Genomic DNA, 15,685 nt, shown 5'->3' with positions numbered 1-15,685 from the left:
AACCATACCGGTGGTTTGGGTGCGGGACTGGCTGGTACCGTAACAGGAGAGATCGAGTGGCCCCACAGCGGACCGGAAGTCACGGAGCAGTCATGGCAGCAGGCGCGAGCAGACCGGGCAGGGTGGCCAAACTGCCGCCTCGTGAGCGCATCCTCGACGCCGCGGAGGAGCTCTTCCAGAGCGAGGGGATCCGGCGGGTGGGTGTCCAGACGATCGCCGAGCGGGCCGAGACCACCAAAATGGCGATCTACCGGCACTTCGAGACCAAGGACGCGCTGGTCGCGGAGTGGCTGCGGATCGTCGCCGCCGACTACCAGGCGGCCTTCGACCGGGTCGAGGCCGAGCACCCCGGCCGACCCAGGGAGCAGATCCTTGGCCTGGCCCGCTTCATCGCCGAGGGACTGCCGGCGATTTCGCACCGGGGCTGCCCGTTCATCAACTCCATCGCCGAGCTGCCCGACCGCTCCCACCCCGCACGGCAAGTGATCGAGAAGCACAAGGCTCACCAGACCCGCAGACTGGTCGGCATGTGCACCGAAGCCGGACTGCGCGATCCCGAGCAGGCCGCGGCCGCGATCACCTTCGTGCTAGAAGGTGCGCAGGTCAGCACCCACAACGGAAGCATCGAACAAGCGGGGGAACGCCTGGTGGGAATCGTCGAGGGAATCCTGGCTCACTACCGTTCCCCCCTCGACGCCTCCCGGGCATCCACCGACTGACCGCCCCGCACCCGCGCCCCTGAGGCCGGGGAGTCAGGCCACCGGGCAGGCGACCACACCCCCGACCACCAACCGCGAACCGAAAACAGACGCCTGAACGACCGGGGACGGTCCCGTGGTCGGCCCGCCCACGGGATCTTTCGACCGTCTGGATAAACGGATGGTCGGGACGAGCGTGACGCGGCAGGATGCTCCGCATGACCTTGCCCACCCCCGAGCTGCCCACCGCTCGCCTGCGACTGCGGCCGTTCACCGACGCCGACGCGGCGCCGCTCTACGCGCTGCACAGCAGCGCCCACGTGCTGCGTTACTGGGACTCCCCGCCGTGGACCGAGCCGGCCCGCGCCCAGCGCTTCATCACGACCTGCCGGACGGTCGAGGAGGAAGGCACCGGAGCGCGCGTCGCCGTCGACCGCCTCTCCGACGGCGCGTTCATCGGCTGGTGCGGCCTGACCAACTGGAACCCGGACTTCCGCAGCGCGTCCCTGGGCTACGTCTTCGACGCCGCCGCCTGGGGGCAGGGCTACGCCACGGAGACCGCGCACGCCATCCTGCGGTGGGCGTTCGACACCCTGGACCTGAACCGCGTCCAGGCCGAGACCGACACCCGCAACGCAGCGTCCGCCCGAGTCCTGGAGAAGCTCGGCTTCGTCCGCGAAGGCACCCTCCGCGAGGACTGCGTCGTCAACGGCGACGTCTCCGACTCCTGGGTCTTCGGCCTCCTACGCCGCGAGTGGCACCCGACGGCCACGCCGACGGCCGACCGCTAGGACCGAGACCCGCCGGCCTATCGGTCCGCAACCCCCACCGAAGTCACCGGCGGCCGTTCCGTCGAGCTCGACGTGTGCGGTTGCGCCACCGATCCCGCCCAACCGCATCGCGGAGCATCCAGTAGCTCGTGTGGCTGTCGTACTCACGCCGCCTGATCGACCGGGAGAGGTCCGCGACGAAAGTCTTCTCGGGGCGACGCACCGCACCGGCACTCTCGACGGGTGTGCGGGTATGGCGCGATCGGGGCCGGTGAGGCGAAGATGCCTCCACGCACCGTTCGCACCGGACCGGGGGAGCCATCAAGGATGCGGACCAGAGAGTTACCGGCGGGCGAGTCACTGCCGCAGGCGGCGGATTCCGACGGGACACGGCTGCTCTGCACGGCCCTCTATGCGCGCCCGGCCCGTGTCGGGGGTCCCAGGCCGTGGAGTGTGGCGCTGCTGCCCCATCTGATCAAGGACGTGCTGCGCGACCCGGCGCGCGCGGTCCCCTCGTACGGATTCGATCTGGTTCCGGTGCTCATGCACGGAGTACGCGTCCGTCGGTGGCGGCTGCTTCGCCGGATCGCGGTGGTGGCGGTCCTCGGCGCCGTCGTGGTCTGGGCGCCGGTCGCGGCCCTGGCATGGGTGGGTGCGCTCGGCCTCGCCTGGGTGCTGGGCTCCTCCGGGCCGAGCTGGGCGCTGATACCGCTGATCGGGTTCTGGGTCTTCGCCCTGGTCGCGACACAGAGACATGACAGCTTGCACGAACTGTGGGTGCGCAGCGCCCAGTTCCCTTTCGTGCTGGCCTCGGCCGTGGCGCTGGTGTACGTCGTCGACGGGATGGCTGCCCGGTCTGCGCGGAGCCGGGTGAGCCGGGACGGCAGTGCCCCGGAGCGGTCGCCGTCGGTCGGGCCTCGGACCAGCAGACGCGTGGAACAGGTCCGCACCCGGCAGAACGGCACCGAGCTGCCGTACGACGGAGCGGGTCGTTTCATCGGCGCGGGGAGGGAAGCCCGGGGGGCGGCGGAGATGCGCGTGCCGTTGCGGCCGGGGATGCCCGAGCGACCCGTGGTGCCACTGCGTGAGACTGAAGTGCTGGACAGCATCGGGGCGGCACTGGACGCCACCGGCCACGGTGAGTCCGGGCCCGGAAGCACCGAGGAGACCGCTCCGCTGCCTGGTTTCTCGGTGGCCCGGGTGCTGGCCCTGCCGGCCGGCCTGTGGCTGGAGCGCAGCCGCAGCGGGACCGGAGCGCCGCACACGGCGGGCGGTCTGGGCCGGCCGGAGCGGCCGTATCTGCGGGCTCAGTGTGTCAGCTGGCAGGGGCAGTTGGTGGTGAGCCTCTTCGTGCACGCGGCGCTCCAGGCCGGTGAACTGCGGGTCACGCTGCGGCCCCAGGTGCTGGCACCTCTGCCGCCACTGCCCGCACCGGCCGGGCCCGCGGTGCTCGAGGGCCTGCGTGGTGCGGCGGAGCTGTGGCTGGTGCTGTGGCGGCAGCTCCGCAAGACGCCGGAGCGGGAGCCGGATCCGGTCGAGCGCGACGGCCCGCTGAGTCCGCGCGACGCCTTGTCCCTGCCCGAGGTTTCCGACCTGCACCAGAAGGCCGACGCCGAACGCCACGTCCAACTGATGCAGGCCGCCGTCCTCAAAGCGGTGGAGGCACTGCTCGCACGCCATGGTTTCGCGACGGAGGCGTTCTCCGACCGGCGCACGGTGATCAACAGCATCCAAGTGCTGGGCGACAACAACGCGGGGATCCAGCTCGCCGGGGGCGTGACGCTGACCCAGGTGGCGCAGACGATGCCCGCGGCGCCCGCCCCAGCCTCGACCGAAGGAGTGCTCATGAGTCCGGGATTTCCGCGCAGGGACCCCTCCCCCGAGCCTGCCGGCGCCCATGGGTCCGGCATCAGCATCGGCGGCGACAACACCGGCACCGTGCAGAACGCCGTCGGCCGTCGTCTGTCCCGCGTCACGCAGAACGGCACCGGCCAGGGCGGCGTCCCCTCCGACGCCCTCGAATCCCTCACCGCCCTCCTGGCCGCCTTCAGCGCGGACATCGACTGCAATGCGGCCCTGCTGAGAGACCCGGACGCGCTGCGGGACCAGACGACGGTGCTGGCGGGCGCCCTGGCGGACCCGGAGAACGACGGCTTCCGCCCCGTCCTGCGTACAGCGGTCCGTTCCCTTCCCGCGCTGGTCGCCGGAACGGCCGTTCAGCAGACGGGCGAGGCTGTGGTGACGGCGATCAGGCAACTGCTGAGTTGATCTCATATGGCCTCGGGGGAGGCTGAATTGCGGCGATGTTCCCCCAACCGTGTCGCTCACCGGCCTGCCGAACCGTCGCCCGGCCTTCCACAGCACCACCCCAGGGCCCTTCAGCTCAGCGAAGTCGGGCGACGCGGAGGCGGCACCGCTCGCAGCAGCTCCCACAGCGGACGCGAACCCGACGCCCACACGGCCAGTGTCTGACGGTCGACGACGTGCAGTCGCTGCTGTCTGGCGAACGCCACCGCAGGTCCGGTCACCCGGCCGTTCGTGACGATCACCGCGACGTCCGCGCCGTGCACCTGCCGGGCCGTCCCGTTGAGCACCTGCAGATCCGGCGTGCCCACCGCCAAGCCCTGGGCACCGTTGCGGCGGTGCTTGCACTGGATCACCCAGCGCCTCCCGAACGGGTCCGTGGCCTTCACGTCCGCGCCCAGGTCACCACGTCCGCCAACCCGCCGGGCATCCTGGCAGCCGTCCCGCCGCATCAGCTCCCGTACCGCGTCCTCGAACCGCGTGTGGTGCAGCGCGTCCAGCTGCGGCAGTCCGTAGCGCAGACCCTGCGCCCGCACCGCCTCCCAACGGGCCCGCTGCCGCCGGTCGTACAACCAGCCGACGCCCGCCATCCCCGCAAGCACCAGGGCGACGACGAGCACCCACCAGTGCGCCAGCAGCCAGTTGACCACCATCACCACCAGCCCGACACCGGCCGCCGCCACCACGGCGAAGACGACCAGCTGCACGTCCCGCTGCTGCTGCCGCCGACTGGGCCGCCTCGTACGCCGCCTCGCCGGCGACCGTCGCCGGGTCACCGCTCCCACCGGATCGGGTACGACACCGCGGGACGAGGCTGGGGCACCCGCACAGCGGGAACGTCGTCGAACCGGATCGGGTACCAGACCGTGGTCTGCGGCCGCGGCGTCTCCCCCTCCCCTGCCGAGACGTTGCCGTTGCCGGTCCCGTTGCCGTTGCCCAGCCCGACCACGGCCGAGGCCACCACACCGAAGATCATCGTTTCCCGTCTGGCGCCCGGCGCCCACCGCGAATGCGCGCGAACCCGTGTTCCGCCAGAACGCACGTACGACCGCACCAAAGGCATGCAAGCCTCCCCCTCGCAACAACTCCCCGCACCACAGCCCATGCTGACAGGAGGCACTGACAATGCGTCAGCACATCAGTACCAAAGGTGATCAAGGAAGGGGATAACAGGTCAGGTCACATCCAACCCGAAGAGGGCAGATGACGTTGTCGCACCGCTTGTTGTTAGATGGGAGGGCTCTCAGACGAGCGGCATGTCACCGACGGAGGTGTTGTATGCGGGAGTTGCGTCTTGCGCTGGCGATCGAGGTTGTGGACGGCGACGACCGTGAGGAGCTCGATTGGATGACCCGCAGCCTCCAGGACGAACTTGAGCTCCTCGGCACGGACTCCCGGATCGAGCGGCCCGATGCTGCCGAGCTGCCGACCGGCGCCAAGAGCGCGGCCGCGATCTCCTTCGGTGCCCTTGTCGTCGGCGGGGTCTTCTCCCGGTCGGCACTGCGCGCCCTGGTCGATCTGGTGGCGGAGTGGCGCCGACGCACCGGGGCACGGAAGGTCAGCATCGTTGAGGGCGACGACTCGCTGACGCTGGAGGGCCTGACGCCCGCCGAGCAGCGCGAACTCGTCGAGGCCTGGATCAGGCGTCGGCAGACGGGCGACGCCTGACCGCGGGGATCGCTGTGACACGCATTGCCCTGCTGGTCGCGACCACCGAGTACGTCGACCCCGGACTGCGCCTGCTGCGCTCACCGTCGGACGACGCCCGCAGGCTCGGCGCACTGCTGGACAACAAGGAGATCGGCTACTTCGACCAGGTGCTGGTTCTGGTCAACGAGAGCAAGGCGTCTGTCGAGGAGCACATCGAAGGGCTCTTCCACGGGCGTTCCAAGTCCGACACCGTCTTGCTCTACTTCTCCGGTCACGGCATTCGCGACCGGCACGGACGCCTCTTCTTCGGAACCGTACGCACCCGCCGCGACCTGCCCGAGTCGACCGCCGTCTCGGCGCGCTTCGTCGAGGAACAGATGAGCCGCTGCCGGGCGGACGGCAAGGTGCTGCTGCTCGACTGCTGCTACGGCGGCGCCTTCATCCAGGGCATGGAGCCGTTCGCCGAGGACGGCGGTCGGCTGACCGCCCAGGTCGCCGGCCGGGGCACGTATGTGATGGCCGCCTCGGACGCCCTGGAGTTCGCCTACGAAGGCGAACAGATGCAGCACCGCCACGGGTCCTTCCGATCCGTCTTCACCGATGCGGTCATCGAGGGTCTGCAGACCGGTCAGGCCGACGCCGACAACGACGGCGTGGTCACCGCCCACGAGCTGTTCCAGTACATCCAGACCCATGTGAGGGCGAGCGGAGTCCCGCAGAACCCCACCGAGTTCACCTCCGGTGTGCAGGGGAACATCCCGATCGCCAAGGCCGCGCTGTGGCACAGCGGCCCCGGCTCCGAATCCGACCCGTTCCTGCTCGACGGCCTGCCTCTCGGCGACCTCCTCCCCGCGCTCCAGCCCACCGGCGACCGCGGGCTGTGCGCACCGGGCTGGCCCCGCAACGGCACCATCCAGATCCCCATCGGGCGTATGTACGACCCGCAGAACGGGCTGCAGGAGACCCTGACCCTGGACCTGTCCGGCGGTGCCGCGCACATCGGCGTGGTCGGCGGCACCTGGAGCGGCAAAACCAGCACGCTGAGCACGATCGCCTGCGCGCTCGCCCTCACCCACACCCCACAGGAACTGCAGATCTTCGGCGTGCACGGAGAGCCGGACGGTCTCTCCCGGCTGCGCGGGCTGCCGCATGTGGGCGCGGTCGCCGACTACGCGAACACCGGTCAGGTGCAGGAGCTGATCGACGGGATCTCGGCCGCGTTGAGCCGCCGGGAGGCGCTCTGCGGGGCGATGCGCATCCGGTCACCGCGGCTGTTCCGGGCCCGCCGGACGCGGGGCGACATCCCGGAGGAGAAGTACGGCGAGATCTTCCTGTTCATCGACTCGTGGCCGGAGTTCTTCAAGAGGTATCCGGAGTACGCCCGGCAGATGCAGCGGGTCGCGCAGTCCGGGGCCTACTTCGGTATCCATCTGGTCGTCTCCGCCAACCGCTGGAGCGACTACCCGGAAGAGCTCGCACTCCATCTCAGCACCTGGCTCGAACTCTCCCTGGCGAACCCCCAGGAGTCCCGCATCGATGCCGACACGGCCGGCGCGATCCCGCCGGGCAGTCCGGGGATCGCGCTGACCCGGGGCGGGCGACTGGCCCGGATCGCGCTGGCCGCGAGGTCGGCGCCGAGCGCCACGGACCGGCACGTGGACGCCATCGAGGACGAGACACGGGCGCTGGACGAGCTGGTGGAGGGGATCAGCGGTGCCTGGCAGGGGCCGAAGGCGTCACCGCTCGACAACAGCTCCGGGGTGACCGGGCGGTCGCCCACGCCGGCGGAGCTGCTGGGCGTACCGGACGTGATGACGTTCGACCCGGTCGCTCACTGGGCGCGCCCACGGTCCACCGCCCAGGACCTGACCGCCGCGCTGGGGGTCTCGCTGACCGGCGAGGCCGTGCTGCTCGACTTGAAGGAGTCACGGCTGGGCGGCTCCGGGCCGCACGGGCTGCTCGTAGGCGCGGAGAACTCCGGAAAGTCCGAGCTGCTGCGCAGTCTGTGCCTCGGGCTGGCGATGTCGCACTCCTCCGAGCGGCTGAACTTCGTTCTGATGGACTTCTCCGGGGGGTCGACGTTCTTCAACCTGGACGTCCTTCCGCATGTGTCCGCGGTGGTCACGCATCTGGTCGACGAACTGGATCTGGTGGACCGGATGCGGGACGCGCTCACGGGCGAGATGCTGCGCCGCCAGGAGTTGCTGCGTGCCGCCGGAAACTACGCCAGGGCGAGCGACTACGAGAAGGCCCGCGCGGCCGGCGCGCAACTGGCTCCGCTCCCCACCCTGATCGTCGTGGTCGACGGTTTCGACGAACTGGTGTCGGTGCGACCAGATTCCCTCGACATGCTTCTGTCGATCTGCCGCCTCGGCCGGTCCCTGGGGGTCCATCTGCTGCTCGCCGCCCAGCGGGCGGACGAGAATCAACTGCGCGATATCGACACGCATCTGTCGTACCGCATCGCGATGCGGACCGCGACGGCCCAGGATTCCCGGCAGGTCCTCGGGGTGTCCGACGCCTACACGCTTCCCGCGCAACCGGGCGCCGGCTATCTCAAGACCGGGGCCGACACCATGACCCGTTTCCAGGGGGCGTACGCCTCCGGGTCCGACGGCGCTTCCGATTCGGAGCTGGAGGTGGTCGCCCACCGGATGACGGGCCTCGGCCCTCCCGCGCACCAGGTGTGGCTCCCTCCCCTGAACCTGCCGCCCACCCTCGATTCCCTGCTCGCCGGCATGACGCCGCTGCCGGACCGCGGACTCTACCCGCCCGACCGCCCAGCGGTGCGAGGTCGACTGGCTGCGCCGGTCGGCGTCATCGACAAACCCTTCGAGCAGCGCAGGGACGTGCTCTGGCAGGACTTCGGCGGCTCCGACGGCCATATGCTGATCACCGGTCGGCCGCAGTCCGGCAAATCCACCCTGGTGCGTACGCTGATGGCGTCGCTGGCGCTGCTCTACACACCGCAGGAGGTCCAGTTCTACGGGCTGGACTTCGGCGGCGGAGGCATGGCGGTGCTCGCGGGCCTGCCGCACACGGGTGTCATCGCATCCCGTCTCCAGCCCGACCTGGTGCGCCGCACCGTCTCCGAGGTGCTCAGCGCCCTGAACGAGCGTGAGGAGTTCTTTCGCAGCGAGGGCATCGACTCGATCGACACCTTCCGCCGGCGTCGCGCCGAGGACGAAACCAGTGCGGCGGCCCATCCGTGGGGGGACGTCTTCCTCGTCGTCGACGGCTGGGCCAGTTTCTGCGCCGAGTACGACGAGCTGGTCCCGGACGTGCACGAACTCGCCACGCGCGGTCTGAGCTACGGCTTCCACCTCGTCCTCACCGCATCCCGCGTGATCGAGGTCCGCACATCCCTGGCCGGACAGCTCGGCAACCGACTGGAACTGAGACTCGGCGAACCCGCCGACTCGGCCTTCGACCGGAAGGCGGCGGCGGATGTCCCGGAACGTATGCCGGGCCGTGGTCTGACCCCGGAGAGACTGCACTTCTACGCCGCCGTGCCACGTATCGACGCGGTCGAGGACGCCACCGGCCTGGCGGTGGCCACCGGCGCGCTGTGCACGGCCGTCGACGAGGCGTGGACGGGCCCGCGGGCGCCTGCCGTACGACTGCTGCCCGCCGTACTGCCTGCCGTCGAACTGCCCTCCGCACAGGCGGACTCGGCGCCGGGTGTGGCTTTCGCCGTCGAGGAGCGTCGGCTCCAGCCCGTACGGGTCGACTTCGCCGCCGACCCGTTCTTCCTCGTCTACGGCGACGGCGAGTCGGGCAAGACAAGTCTGCTGCGGCTGTTGGCCCATCAGCTGGCGGCGCGCTACACCCCCGACCAGGCACGTCTGGTGGTGGTGGACTATCGCCGGTCACTGCTGGGTTCGATGCCTGCGGCGCATCTGCTGGAGTACGTGGTCTCCGCCAGTCCCGCCGCCGACATCGCGTCCTGGCTCAAGGATCTGATGGAGCAGCGCCGGCCGCACGGCGGGGTCACCCCGGAGCAGCTGCGGAACGGGAGCTGGTGGTCGGGGCCGACCGTGTACGTCCTGGTGGATGACTACGACCTGGTCGCAGCGGCAGGGGGCAATCCCCTCGCCCCACTGTTGGATCTGCTGCCCACCGCCCGCGACACCGGTTTCCGGTTCATCGTCGCCAGCCGCTCCCGTGGCGCCAGCCGCCTGCAGTTCGAGCCTGTGTCACGGCGCATGACCGAGCTCGGCGCTCAAGGCGTCGTTCTCTCGGGAGAGGCGGCCGAGGGCAGACTGCTGGGTGACGTGAAACCGCGCCCCCTGCCCCCGGGCCGGGGGACCTTCGTCAGCCGGAAGGGCGGTGCGCGGCTCGTCCAGCTCGGCTGGCTGCCCGAGCCGTAGCCTCACTCCGGTACCGCCGTCCGGCCCGCCTCTGGTAGACCGCCACCAACCGGCGGGGACAGTTCCAGTCCACCATGGTGAGGGGCGGCTCTCTTGAAGGGCTGGCCTCGGTCCTGCGCGGTGGGCTAGTTTGTACGCCGATGACTACCGGGACGGCCTTGCGCCACACACGGATCGGTGACCCGGCGCTCCTCTGAGCGCCCGGGCCCTACGGGCCGGCGTCGGCCCGTTGCTGGATCGAAGAGCTGGCGCTGCTGCGCGGGCTCCGCCTCCTGTCGTGTTGATCACAGCTCGACACGTCAACCACGACAGGAGAACACATGTTCACCAAGACGCTGCACATTCCCACCGCGGACGGCCAGGCCGACGCTTTCGCCGCCTACCCCGACGGTGGTGAGCGGCACCCAGGGGTGCTGATGTACGCGGACGGCTTCGGCATTCGGCCCGTGCTGCGGGAGATCGCCCGCGAACTGGCCGGGCACGGGTACTACGTGCTCGTCCCCAACCTCTTCTACCGGCACGGCCCGGCACCGGTGATCGAACTTCCCGAGCACATCGGAGAAGAGGTCCGGCCTGCGGTCTTCGCCCAGCTGATGCCATTGATCGAGGCGCACACCGCCGAACATGTCCTGAGCGACGCCGACGCCTACCTGGGCTTCCTCGCCACCCAGCCCGAGGTCGGCGCCGGACCGGTCGCGGTGACCGGCTACTGCATAGGCGGCCTCCTGGCGATGCGCACCGCCGCGGCCCACCCCGGCCGAGTGGCCGCCCTCGCCGCCTTCCACGGCCCCGTGGGCGTCGACGGACCCGACCTCTTCTCCAAGCTCACCGCCCAGGTCCACTTCGGCCATGCCGAAGGCGACATGACACCCCAGGCACTCGGTGAGCTCAACGAGGCCTTGGACGCCGCGGGCGTCGGTTACACCTCCGAGATCTACCCCGGCACCGTCCACGGCTTCACCATGTCCGACACCGACGCCTTCAACCCCACCGCGCTGCAGCACCACTGGGACCGCCTGCTCCCCCTCCTCGACCGCACCCTGGCCAACAGCTGAGGCTCACTGTCCTATGCCGAGGGGGCGTTCGTGCAGCCGTTTCTGCCCCCTCGGGGTCGGCGCTGCCGGTCTGCCTGCGACGGCGGATCCTGGCCACGGTCAGGATCGCGGCGGCAGTCACGCTGACGGTGATGGCGAGTGCGGGGCCGCCAACAGCGATGGTGTGCTGGACGGAGGTGGCCGCGGCGTATCCGACGCCGGCTTCGGCGCCCGCCCACAGAGGTGCGGCGAGCAGGCTGTAGGGGGCTATGCGGCGGTAGGGCGTCCGGGTGGCACCTGCCAGGTGCGGGGCCAGGGTGCGTACGACGGGTACGAACCGGGTGAGGAAGACCGCCTGCCCGCCACGTCGTGCCATGAGGGCCTCGGCACGCCGCCAGTGCGGCGGCCGATGCGGCCGGTGCGCAGGCGGCTGCCCAGCAGGTGCCCGGTGCGGTGGCCGAGGGCGTCGCCGACCATGACCGCGCACGACGCGGTGGCGATGACCAGGACGAGGTCCAGCTCGCCGGTGCGGGCCAGCGCACCGGCGGTCAGCAGCAGGGTCAGGGTGGGGACGAACGCGCCGATCAGCAGTACGGACTCGGCGAGCACCGAGGCGGCCAGAATCGCGTAGGCGGTGGGCTCGGGAACCTGACCGATCCCAGTGGTCAGCGTGTTCACCGGCTCGCGCCGAGCGTGACGGTCGCCGGAACCGCCGGGGCCGCGGAGGTGGCCGGGTCGGCAGGCCGGTGCAGGTACCAGACCTTGGCCGGGGGAAGGTTGCCCCACACGCTCCAGCAGCCGGTGGCGTACCGGCGCTGGTAGCCCGCAAGGACGTCTTCGACGGCGCGGTGGCGGCGGGCTTCGGCGGGGGAAGCGGTCAGGGTGCGGGCGTAGCGGGTGCCGCGGTAGGCGAAGTAGGTGAGCGTGCCGCCGGGCTGCAGCAGTTCCAGGTACCGGCCCATGATCGTCTCGACCTGGGCGGGGGTGAAGTTGGTGAAGGGCAGGCCGGAGACGATCACGTCGTAGTGGCGGTCGGTGTCGAGGTCCTCGACGAAGGCCTGGTGGACCCGGATCCGGTCTCGCTCGCCGGTCAGGTGCGGGTGGGAGCGGACCAGGCCGCGCAGTCGGGCGGCGAAGCGGGGGTTGGCCTCGACAATGTCCAGCCGGCTGCCCAGGGAGAGCCGGGCGATGAGGGTGCGGGTGACCGAGCCGGTGCCCGCGCCGGCCTCCAGGACGTTCAAGGGGTGCGCGCCGTGTTCGTCCACCGGGTCGGTGAGCAGGCGGGCCAGCGCCTTGCTGCTGGGGGCGAGGGCGCCGGTGGTGCGCAGGTCGCGGGCTGCTTCGAGGAGGAACGTCCAGCCCTCGGCGTTGCGCTGCGCGAGGACACGATCATGTGAGGTGGTCCAGTCGTCCATGGCTTCGACGCTATGAAGCAGCCGTTCCCTGCGAATCCGCTCTTGTGTCCCGCCCTTCCCCTACGAAAGTAGGGGGTGCTGGTGGCTGATCGGCGGCTGGCGGGCAGGGCTCGGAAGCCTAGGGTGGCGAAGTGGACAAAAGTAGCGTGATGCGGTGGCCAGTGTGGGCCGATGTGGTTCTGGTCCTGCTGGTGACTGCCTCGTCGATGCGGGACGCCGCCATTTCATCCGGCCAGGGTCTGGGTGAGGCGTCGGTGGCCGCCGCGGCAGTCGCGGGCGGTTCGCTGGCCGGGCGGCGGCGCCGGCCCTTGGCGGTGACCGCTGTGACGGTGGCGGCGGCAGGGCTGTGGGGCACGGTGCTGCCGCTGCTGGTCGCCCTGTTCCATCTCGCCTCGCGTGGCCGGACCTGGCTGGCCGTCACCGGCGCCGGTATCGCGCTGGTCGTGAACGCGCTGGTGCATCCGGCGCTGAGCTTGCTGGCGCCCCGCTCCTACGGACCTGCCCTTCTGCTGGCGCTGGCGGTGACCCTTGGGCTGTGGGCGGGAAGCCGCCGCCGTCTGGTGGAGGCCCTGGCCGGGCAGGTCGAGCACTTGCGCATCGAGCGGGAACTGCGCGAGCAGGCGGTCCGCGCCGCCGAGCGGTCCACGATCGCCGCCGAGATGCACGACGTGCTCGCCCACCGCCTCAGCCTGATCGCCCTGCACACCGGCGTCCTGGCCACGCGAAAAGATCCCTTGCCGGCCCAGGTCACCGAACGTCTCACCCTGCTGCGCACCGCCTCCACCGACGCCCTGACCGACCTGCGCGACGTCCTGGGCGCCCTGCGCAGCACCCCCAGCCCCTCCGTCGACCGGCGCGTCCCGGTCCTGCGCGATGTCGAGGAGGTGATCGACCAGGCGCGGGCCGCCGGGCAGCACATCGAAACCGTCGTCGAGGGCGATCCGGAGCAGGCTCCCGCGGCGCACCGGCTCGCCGTCTTCCGACTGGTGCAGGAAGCCCTGACCAACGCCCGCAAGCACGCCCCCGACGCGCCGGTCCGGATCCGTATCGACTACGGCCCGCCCGCCACGCTCATCGAGGTCACCAATCCCCCCGGCGTACCCAGCGCTCCGACGGTGCTCTCCGGGTTCGGCCTGGTGGGCTTGCGCGAACGCGTCGAGGCACTCGGCGGCCACCTGAACGCCGGCCCGGGCGGCGCCGGGACCTGGCGACTGGCCGCCCGCATCCCCCACCCCGCCACCGAACAGAACGGCTCCCGCACGTGATCCGCGCCATGGTCGTCGACGACGACGCCCTCGTACGCCTCGGACTGACCGATCTCCTCGACAACGACGACGAGATCGAAGTCGTCGCCCAGGCCGCTGACGGACTGGCCGCGATCGAGCAGGCCACCGCCCACCGCGTCGACGTCGCCCTGGTCGACGTCCGCATGCCCCGCATGGACGGCATCACCGCCATCTCGCGGCTGCGCGCCCTGCCCCATCCGCCGAAGGTCATCACGCTGACCACGTTCGACCTCGACGAATACGTCTACAACGCCCTCGCCGCTGGAGCCGACGGGTTCCTGCTCAAGGACACCGAACCCACCGAGATCCTGCGCGCCGTCCACCTCGTCGCCGCAGGCTCCGCCATGCTCCACCCCAGCGCCGCCCGCCGCCTCATCGACCGCTACCACCACACCAGCCGCCCAGAGGCCGCCACCGCACGAGAGCGCGTCCAACGCCTCACTCCCCGCGAGAGGGAGGTCCTGGCCCTGCTCGCCGAGGGCGACACCAACGCCGACATCGCCCACACGCTCGGAATGCGCGAAAGCACCGTCAAAGCACACGTCAGCCGCATCCTGACCGCCCTGAACGTCACCAACCGAGTACAGGCCGCACTGCTGGCCCGGGACGCCGGCCCCACACGCTGACCCACCCGGCACTCAGCTCACCCGACCGGCCACAGACGACACCGCGATTCGCCGCTACCCCAACACCGGCTCGCCCAAGGTGGGGCACGCCGGTGGACGGAGTCCGGTCCGGCGCCCGGCCGGCGTGAGGTCCGCTGCCCGGGCGGGGGGGCCGGGCGGGGGGTGCCACTCCGCAGACCCGGCGATAGCGTTGTGCCCCCGAACGCCGATCTCCGACTGACGGGAGGCGCAGTGGAGGCAGGGACGGATGGCCGGGTGATCCGTAAGTACCGGCTTCGAGCGGCGCCGTTGGTGTTCATCACTTTCACTCTCGGGTTGCCCGGCATCCCGTTGGCGCGACTGATCGTGCCGGAGGACGACCTGCCCGTGACTCTCAAGGTGAGCATGCTCGTACTGCTGAGCACGGTGTATCTCGGCATCATCTGGTTCTGGCGGGCGGCCACCTTCGTCTACCGGGACCACGTCGCAGTACGGCAGTTGTTCCGGACCCGCAGGACGGTGTGGTCCGACGTGTTGAGCATCGAGAGCGAGGGAAATCCGGCTTCGCCCAGGACGATGCTGCTCGATCGGGAGGGACGACTGTTCGCACTGCCAGGGGGCGTGGGGGCACAACCCGACGAGGTACGAGCCATCGAAGACCGATGGGCGCGGTCCCGTGGCGAGGGCTGGACGCCCCCGGCCGACGCCTTCGTACTGGCGGCTCGGCACCGCGCTTCGGCGCGTGAATCCGCGCTTGTGTGGGCCATTCTCCTGGCCGGGGGCTCGTTTCTCGTGGTGCTGGTGGCCGGGGTGGCCCTGAACTTCAGGTCGGAGTGGGAGGGTGACGAGATCCCCTGGTTGTTCCAGGCGGTCGGCTTCGTGCCGGTCGTGGTGTTCGTCGCCGTCCAACAGGTCGCTGGCCGCCTCCTCCGCCGTCGCATACGGCGTACATTCCCTGACCCGGTATGAGCGCCTCGTCGGTCATGGCGGGGCGGCGTGGATCACCAGCCGGCCGCAGGTGTGCTCAACCGCCCACCACTTCGAGGTCTCAGGTCTCACCGCCGGTCGGTGACGTAGAACTCCATCCACTCGACTCCTGCGACGCTGAAGCGGGAACCGGTGTTCACGGAAGCGACCCCGCTGAACTCACCATCTGTCCCTGGGGCTCCAAGAGTCCAGGGCGTCGCGATCCGCCATGCGCTCTGCAGGACGCTGAGGAGTGCTGCGTCCGAGCTGACCGACTCAAGTGGTGAAATGAGTCGCAACTCGGCAAGCTCGGGGTACTTCCAGTACCGCTCGTAAGTCTCGATCCGCAGGGCCCTGTCCAGCCGGTCCGCAAGTCGGCCGGCCACGCGCTCGGCCCCGCGACGGTCATGGGTGTGCACGTGGCAACGCCACCGGATCGTTTCGAACATGCCCAGACCATAGGCGCACCGCGCTTCGTCACAACACTGCCCCCGGGCATCGTCGAAGACGATCATCGCTGCGAAGTGATGTGGGGTGGGTTTCGCAGTCGCCGGCGAGGCGGGCGGGTGTCGGATGCCGACCCTACG

Annotated in this window: 15 protein-coding genes; 9 read left to right on the top strand and 6 right to left on the bottom strand. The window is 70.4% G+C overall.

The features are described from left to right. Positions 1–92: 92 nt before the first annotated feature. The 3 genes from ACFIF2_RS08665 (at position 93) to ACFIF2_RS08655 (ending at position 3,736) form a co-directional block, all read left to right on the top strand. Complete coding sequence (locus ACFIF2_RS08665) at positions 93–719, top strand: TetR/AcrR family transcriptional regulator (RefSeq protein ID WP_395571941.1); 627 nt, start codon at positions 93–95, stop codon at positions 717–719. Positions 720–916: 197 nt separating this feature from the next. After that, positions 917–1,489, top strand: coding sequence for a GNAT family N-acetyltransferase (locus tag ACFIF2_RS08660; RefSeq protein ID WP_395571940.1), 573 nt, complete (start codon positions 917–919; stop codon positions 1,487–1,489). Positions 1,490–1,921: 432 nt separating this feature from the next. Then, positions 1,922–3,736 carry a hypothetical protein gene (locus ACFIF2_RS08655; protein ID WP_395571939.1) on the top strand — a complete coding sequence of 605 codons (1,815 nt, stop codon included), beginning with the start codon at positions 1,922–1,924 and terminating at the stop codon, positions 3,734–3,736. 110 nt (positions 3,737–3,846) lie between these two features. Here the strand turns inward: ACFIF2_RS08655 and ACFIF2_RS08650 are convergent, their stop codons facing one another. Then, entirely contained in the window at positions 3,847–4,548 is a 702-nt protein-coding gene (locus ACFIF2_RS08650; RefSeq protein ID WP_395571938.1) for a restriction endonuclease, read from the bottom strand. Next, entirely contained in the window at positions 4,545–4,748 is a 204-nt protein-coding gene (locus ACFIF2_RS08645; RefSeq protein ID WP_395571937.1) for a hypothetical protein, read from the bottom strand. Before ACFIF2_RS08645 ends, ACFIF2_RS08650 begins: the two co-directional genes overlap by 4 nt. Positions 4,749–5,119: 371 nt before the next feature. Here ACFIF2_RS08645 and ACFIF2_RS08640 point away from each other — a divergent pair, with 371 nt between their 5' ends. The 3 genes from ACFIF2_RS08640 (at position 5,120) to ACFIF2_RS08630 (ending at position 10,847) form a co-directional block, all read left to right on the top strand. Then, positions 5,120–5,440: a hypothetical protein gene (locus ACFIF2_RS08640; protein WP_395571936.1), complete on the top strand. Its 321-nt coding sequence runs from the start codon at positions 5,120–5,122 to the stop codon at positions 5,438–5,440. A 14-nt stretch (positions 5,441–5,454) separates the two neighbouring features. Next, a complete protein-coding gene (gene eccCb / locus ACFIF2_RS08635; RefSeq protein WP_395571935.1) occupies positions 5,455–9,792 on the top strand; it encodes a type VII secretion protein EccCb in 4,338 nt (1,445 codons plus the stop codon). Between the two features lie 320 nt (positions 9,793–10,112). Continuing rightward, complete coding sequence (locus ACFIF2_RS08630; protein WP_395571934.1) at positions 10,113–10,847, top strand: dienelactone hydrolase family protein; 735 nt, start codon at positions 10,113–10,115, stop codon at positions 10,845–10,847. On the opposite strand, the gene ACFIF2_RS08625 is transcribed toward ACFIF2_RS08630, so the two are convergent. From ACFIF2_RS08625 to ACFIF2_RS08615, 3 genes are read right to left on the bottom strand one after another with little or no spacing between them, the layout of a single operon-like run. Next, positions 10,774–11,202 (bottom strand): DedA family protein, encoded by a 429-nt coding sequence (locus ACFIF2_RS08625; protein WP_395571933.1) that lies wholly within the window; start codon positions 11,200–11,202, stop codon positions 10,774–10,776. The genes ACFIF2_RS08630 and ACFIF2_RS08625 overlap by 74 nt on opposite strands. Further along, on the bottom strand, positions 11,094–11,504 hold the full coding sequence (locus ACFIF2_RS08620; protein ID WP_395571932.1) for a hypothetical protein: 411 nt from the start codon (positions 11,502–11,504) through the stop codon (positions 11,094–11,096). Before ACFIF2_RS08620 ends, ACFIF2_RS08625 begins: the two co-directional genes overlap by 109 nt. Next, on the bottom strand, positions 11,501–12,241 hold the full coding sequence (locus tag ACFIF2_RS08615; RefSeq protein WP_395571931.1) for a class I SAM-dependent methyltransferase: 741 nt from the start codon (positions 12,239–12,241) through the stop codon (positions 11,501–11,503). Before ACFIF2_RS08615 ends, ACFIF2_RS08620 begins: the two co-directional genes overlap by 4 nt. Before the next feature lie 149 nt (positions 12,242–12,390). On the opposite strand from ACFIF2_RS08615, the gene ACFIF2_RS08610 reads away from it, so the two are divergent. The 3 genes from ACFIF2_RS08610 to ACFIF2_RS08600 all read left to right on the top strand — a co-directional run bounded on the left by ACFIF2_RS08610 (position 12,391) and on the right by ACFIF2_RS08600 (position 15,101). Beyond that, entirely contained in the window at positions 12,391–13,506 is a 1,116-nt protein-coding gene (locus ACFIF2_RS08610) for a sensor histidine kinase (RefSeq protein WP_395571930.1), read from the top strand. Continuing rightward, the gene (locus ACFIF2_RS08605) at positions 13,503–14,153 is read left to right on the top strand and encodes a response regulator (protein ID WP_395571929.1); all 651 of its coding nucleotides are present in this window, start codon (positions 13,503–13,505) and stop codon (positions 14,151–14,153) included. Before ACFIF2_RS08610 ends, ACFIF2_RS08605 begins: the two co-directional genes overlap by 4 nt. A 255-nt stretch (positions 14,154–14,408) precedes the next feature. Beyond that, positions 14,409–15,101 carry a PH domain-containing protein gene (locus ACFIF2_RS08600; RefSeq protein WP_395571928.1) on the top strand — a complete coding sequence of 231 codons (693 nt, stop codon included), beginning with the start codon at positions 14,409–14,411 and terminating at the stop codon, positions 15,099–15,101. 86 nt (positions 15,102–15,187) lie between these two features. Here the strand turns inward: ACFIF2_RS08600 and ACFIF2_RS08595 are convergent, their stop codons facing one another. Continuing rightward, the gene (locus ACFIF2_RS08595; protein ID WP_395571927.1) at positions 15,188–15,547 is read right to left on the bottom strand and encodes a hypothetical protein; all 360 of its coding nucleotides are present in this window, start codon (positions 15,545–15,547) and stop codon (positions 15,188–15,190) included. Between the last annotated feature and the right edge of the window lie 138 nt (positions 15,548–15,685).

Source organism: Streptomyces sp. BK79, from assembly GCF_044142145.1.
Lineage (GTDB): Bacteria > Actinomycetota > Actinomycetes > Streptomycetales > Streptomycetaceae > Streptomyces.
This window is presented reverse-complemented; position numbering and strand designations above follow the sequence as displayed.

Coding starts and splice junctions, on each gene's coding strand:
- ACFIF2_RS08665 (WP_395571941.1), top strand. CDS start 93: ATGGCAGCAGGCGCGAGCAGACCGGGCAGGGTGGCCAAACTGCCGCCT.
- ACFIF2_RS08660 (WP_395571940.1), top strand. CDS start 917: ATGACCTTGCCCACCCCCGAGCTGCCCACCGCTCGCCTGCGACTGCGG.
- ACFIF2_RS08645 (WP_395571937.1), bottom strand. CDS start 4,748: ATGATCTTCGGTGTGGTGGCCTCGGCCGTGGTCGGGCTGGGCAACGGC.
- ACFIF2_RS08640 (WP_395571936.1), top strand. CDS start 5,120: ATGACCCGCAGCCTCCAGGACGAACTTGAGCTCCTCGGCACGGACTCC.
- ACFIF2_RS08630 (WP_395571934.1), top strand. CDS start 10,113: ATGTTCACCAAGACGCTGCACATTCCCACCGCGGACGGCCAGGCCGAC.
- ACFIF2_RS08625 (WP_395571933.1), bottom strand. CDS start 11,202: ATGGCACGACGTGGCGGGCAGGCGGTCTTCCTCACCCGGTTCGTACCC.
- ACFIF2_RS08615 (WP_395571931.1), bottom strand. CDS start 12,241: ATGGACGACTGGACCACCTCACATGATCGTGTCCTCGCGCAGCGCAAC.
- ACFIF2_RS08610 (WP_395571930.1), top strand. CDS start 12,391: ATGCGGTGGCCAGTGTGGGCCGATGTGGTTCTGGTCCTGCTGGTGACT.
- ACFIF2_RS08595 (WP_395571927.1), bottom strand. CDS start 15,547: ATGTTCGAAACGATCCGGTGGCGTTGCCACGTGCACACCCATGACCGT.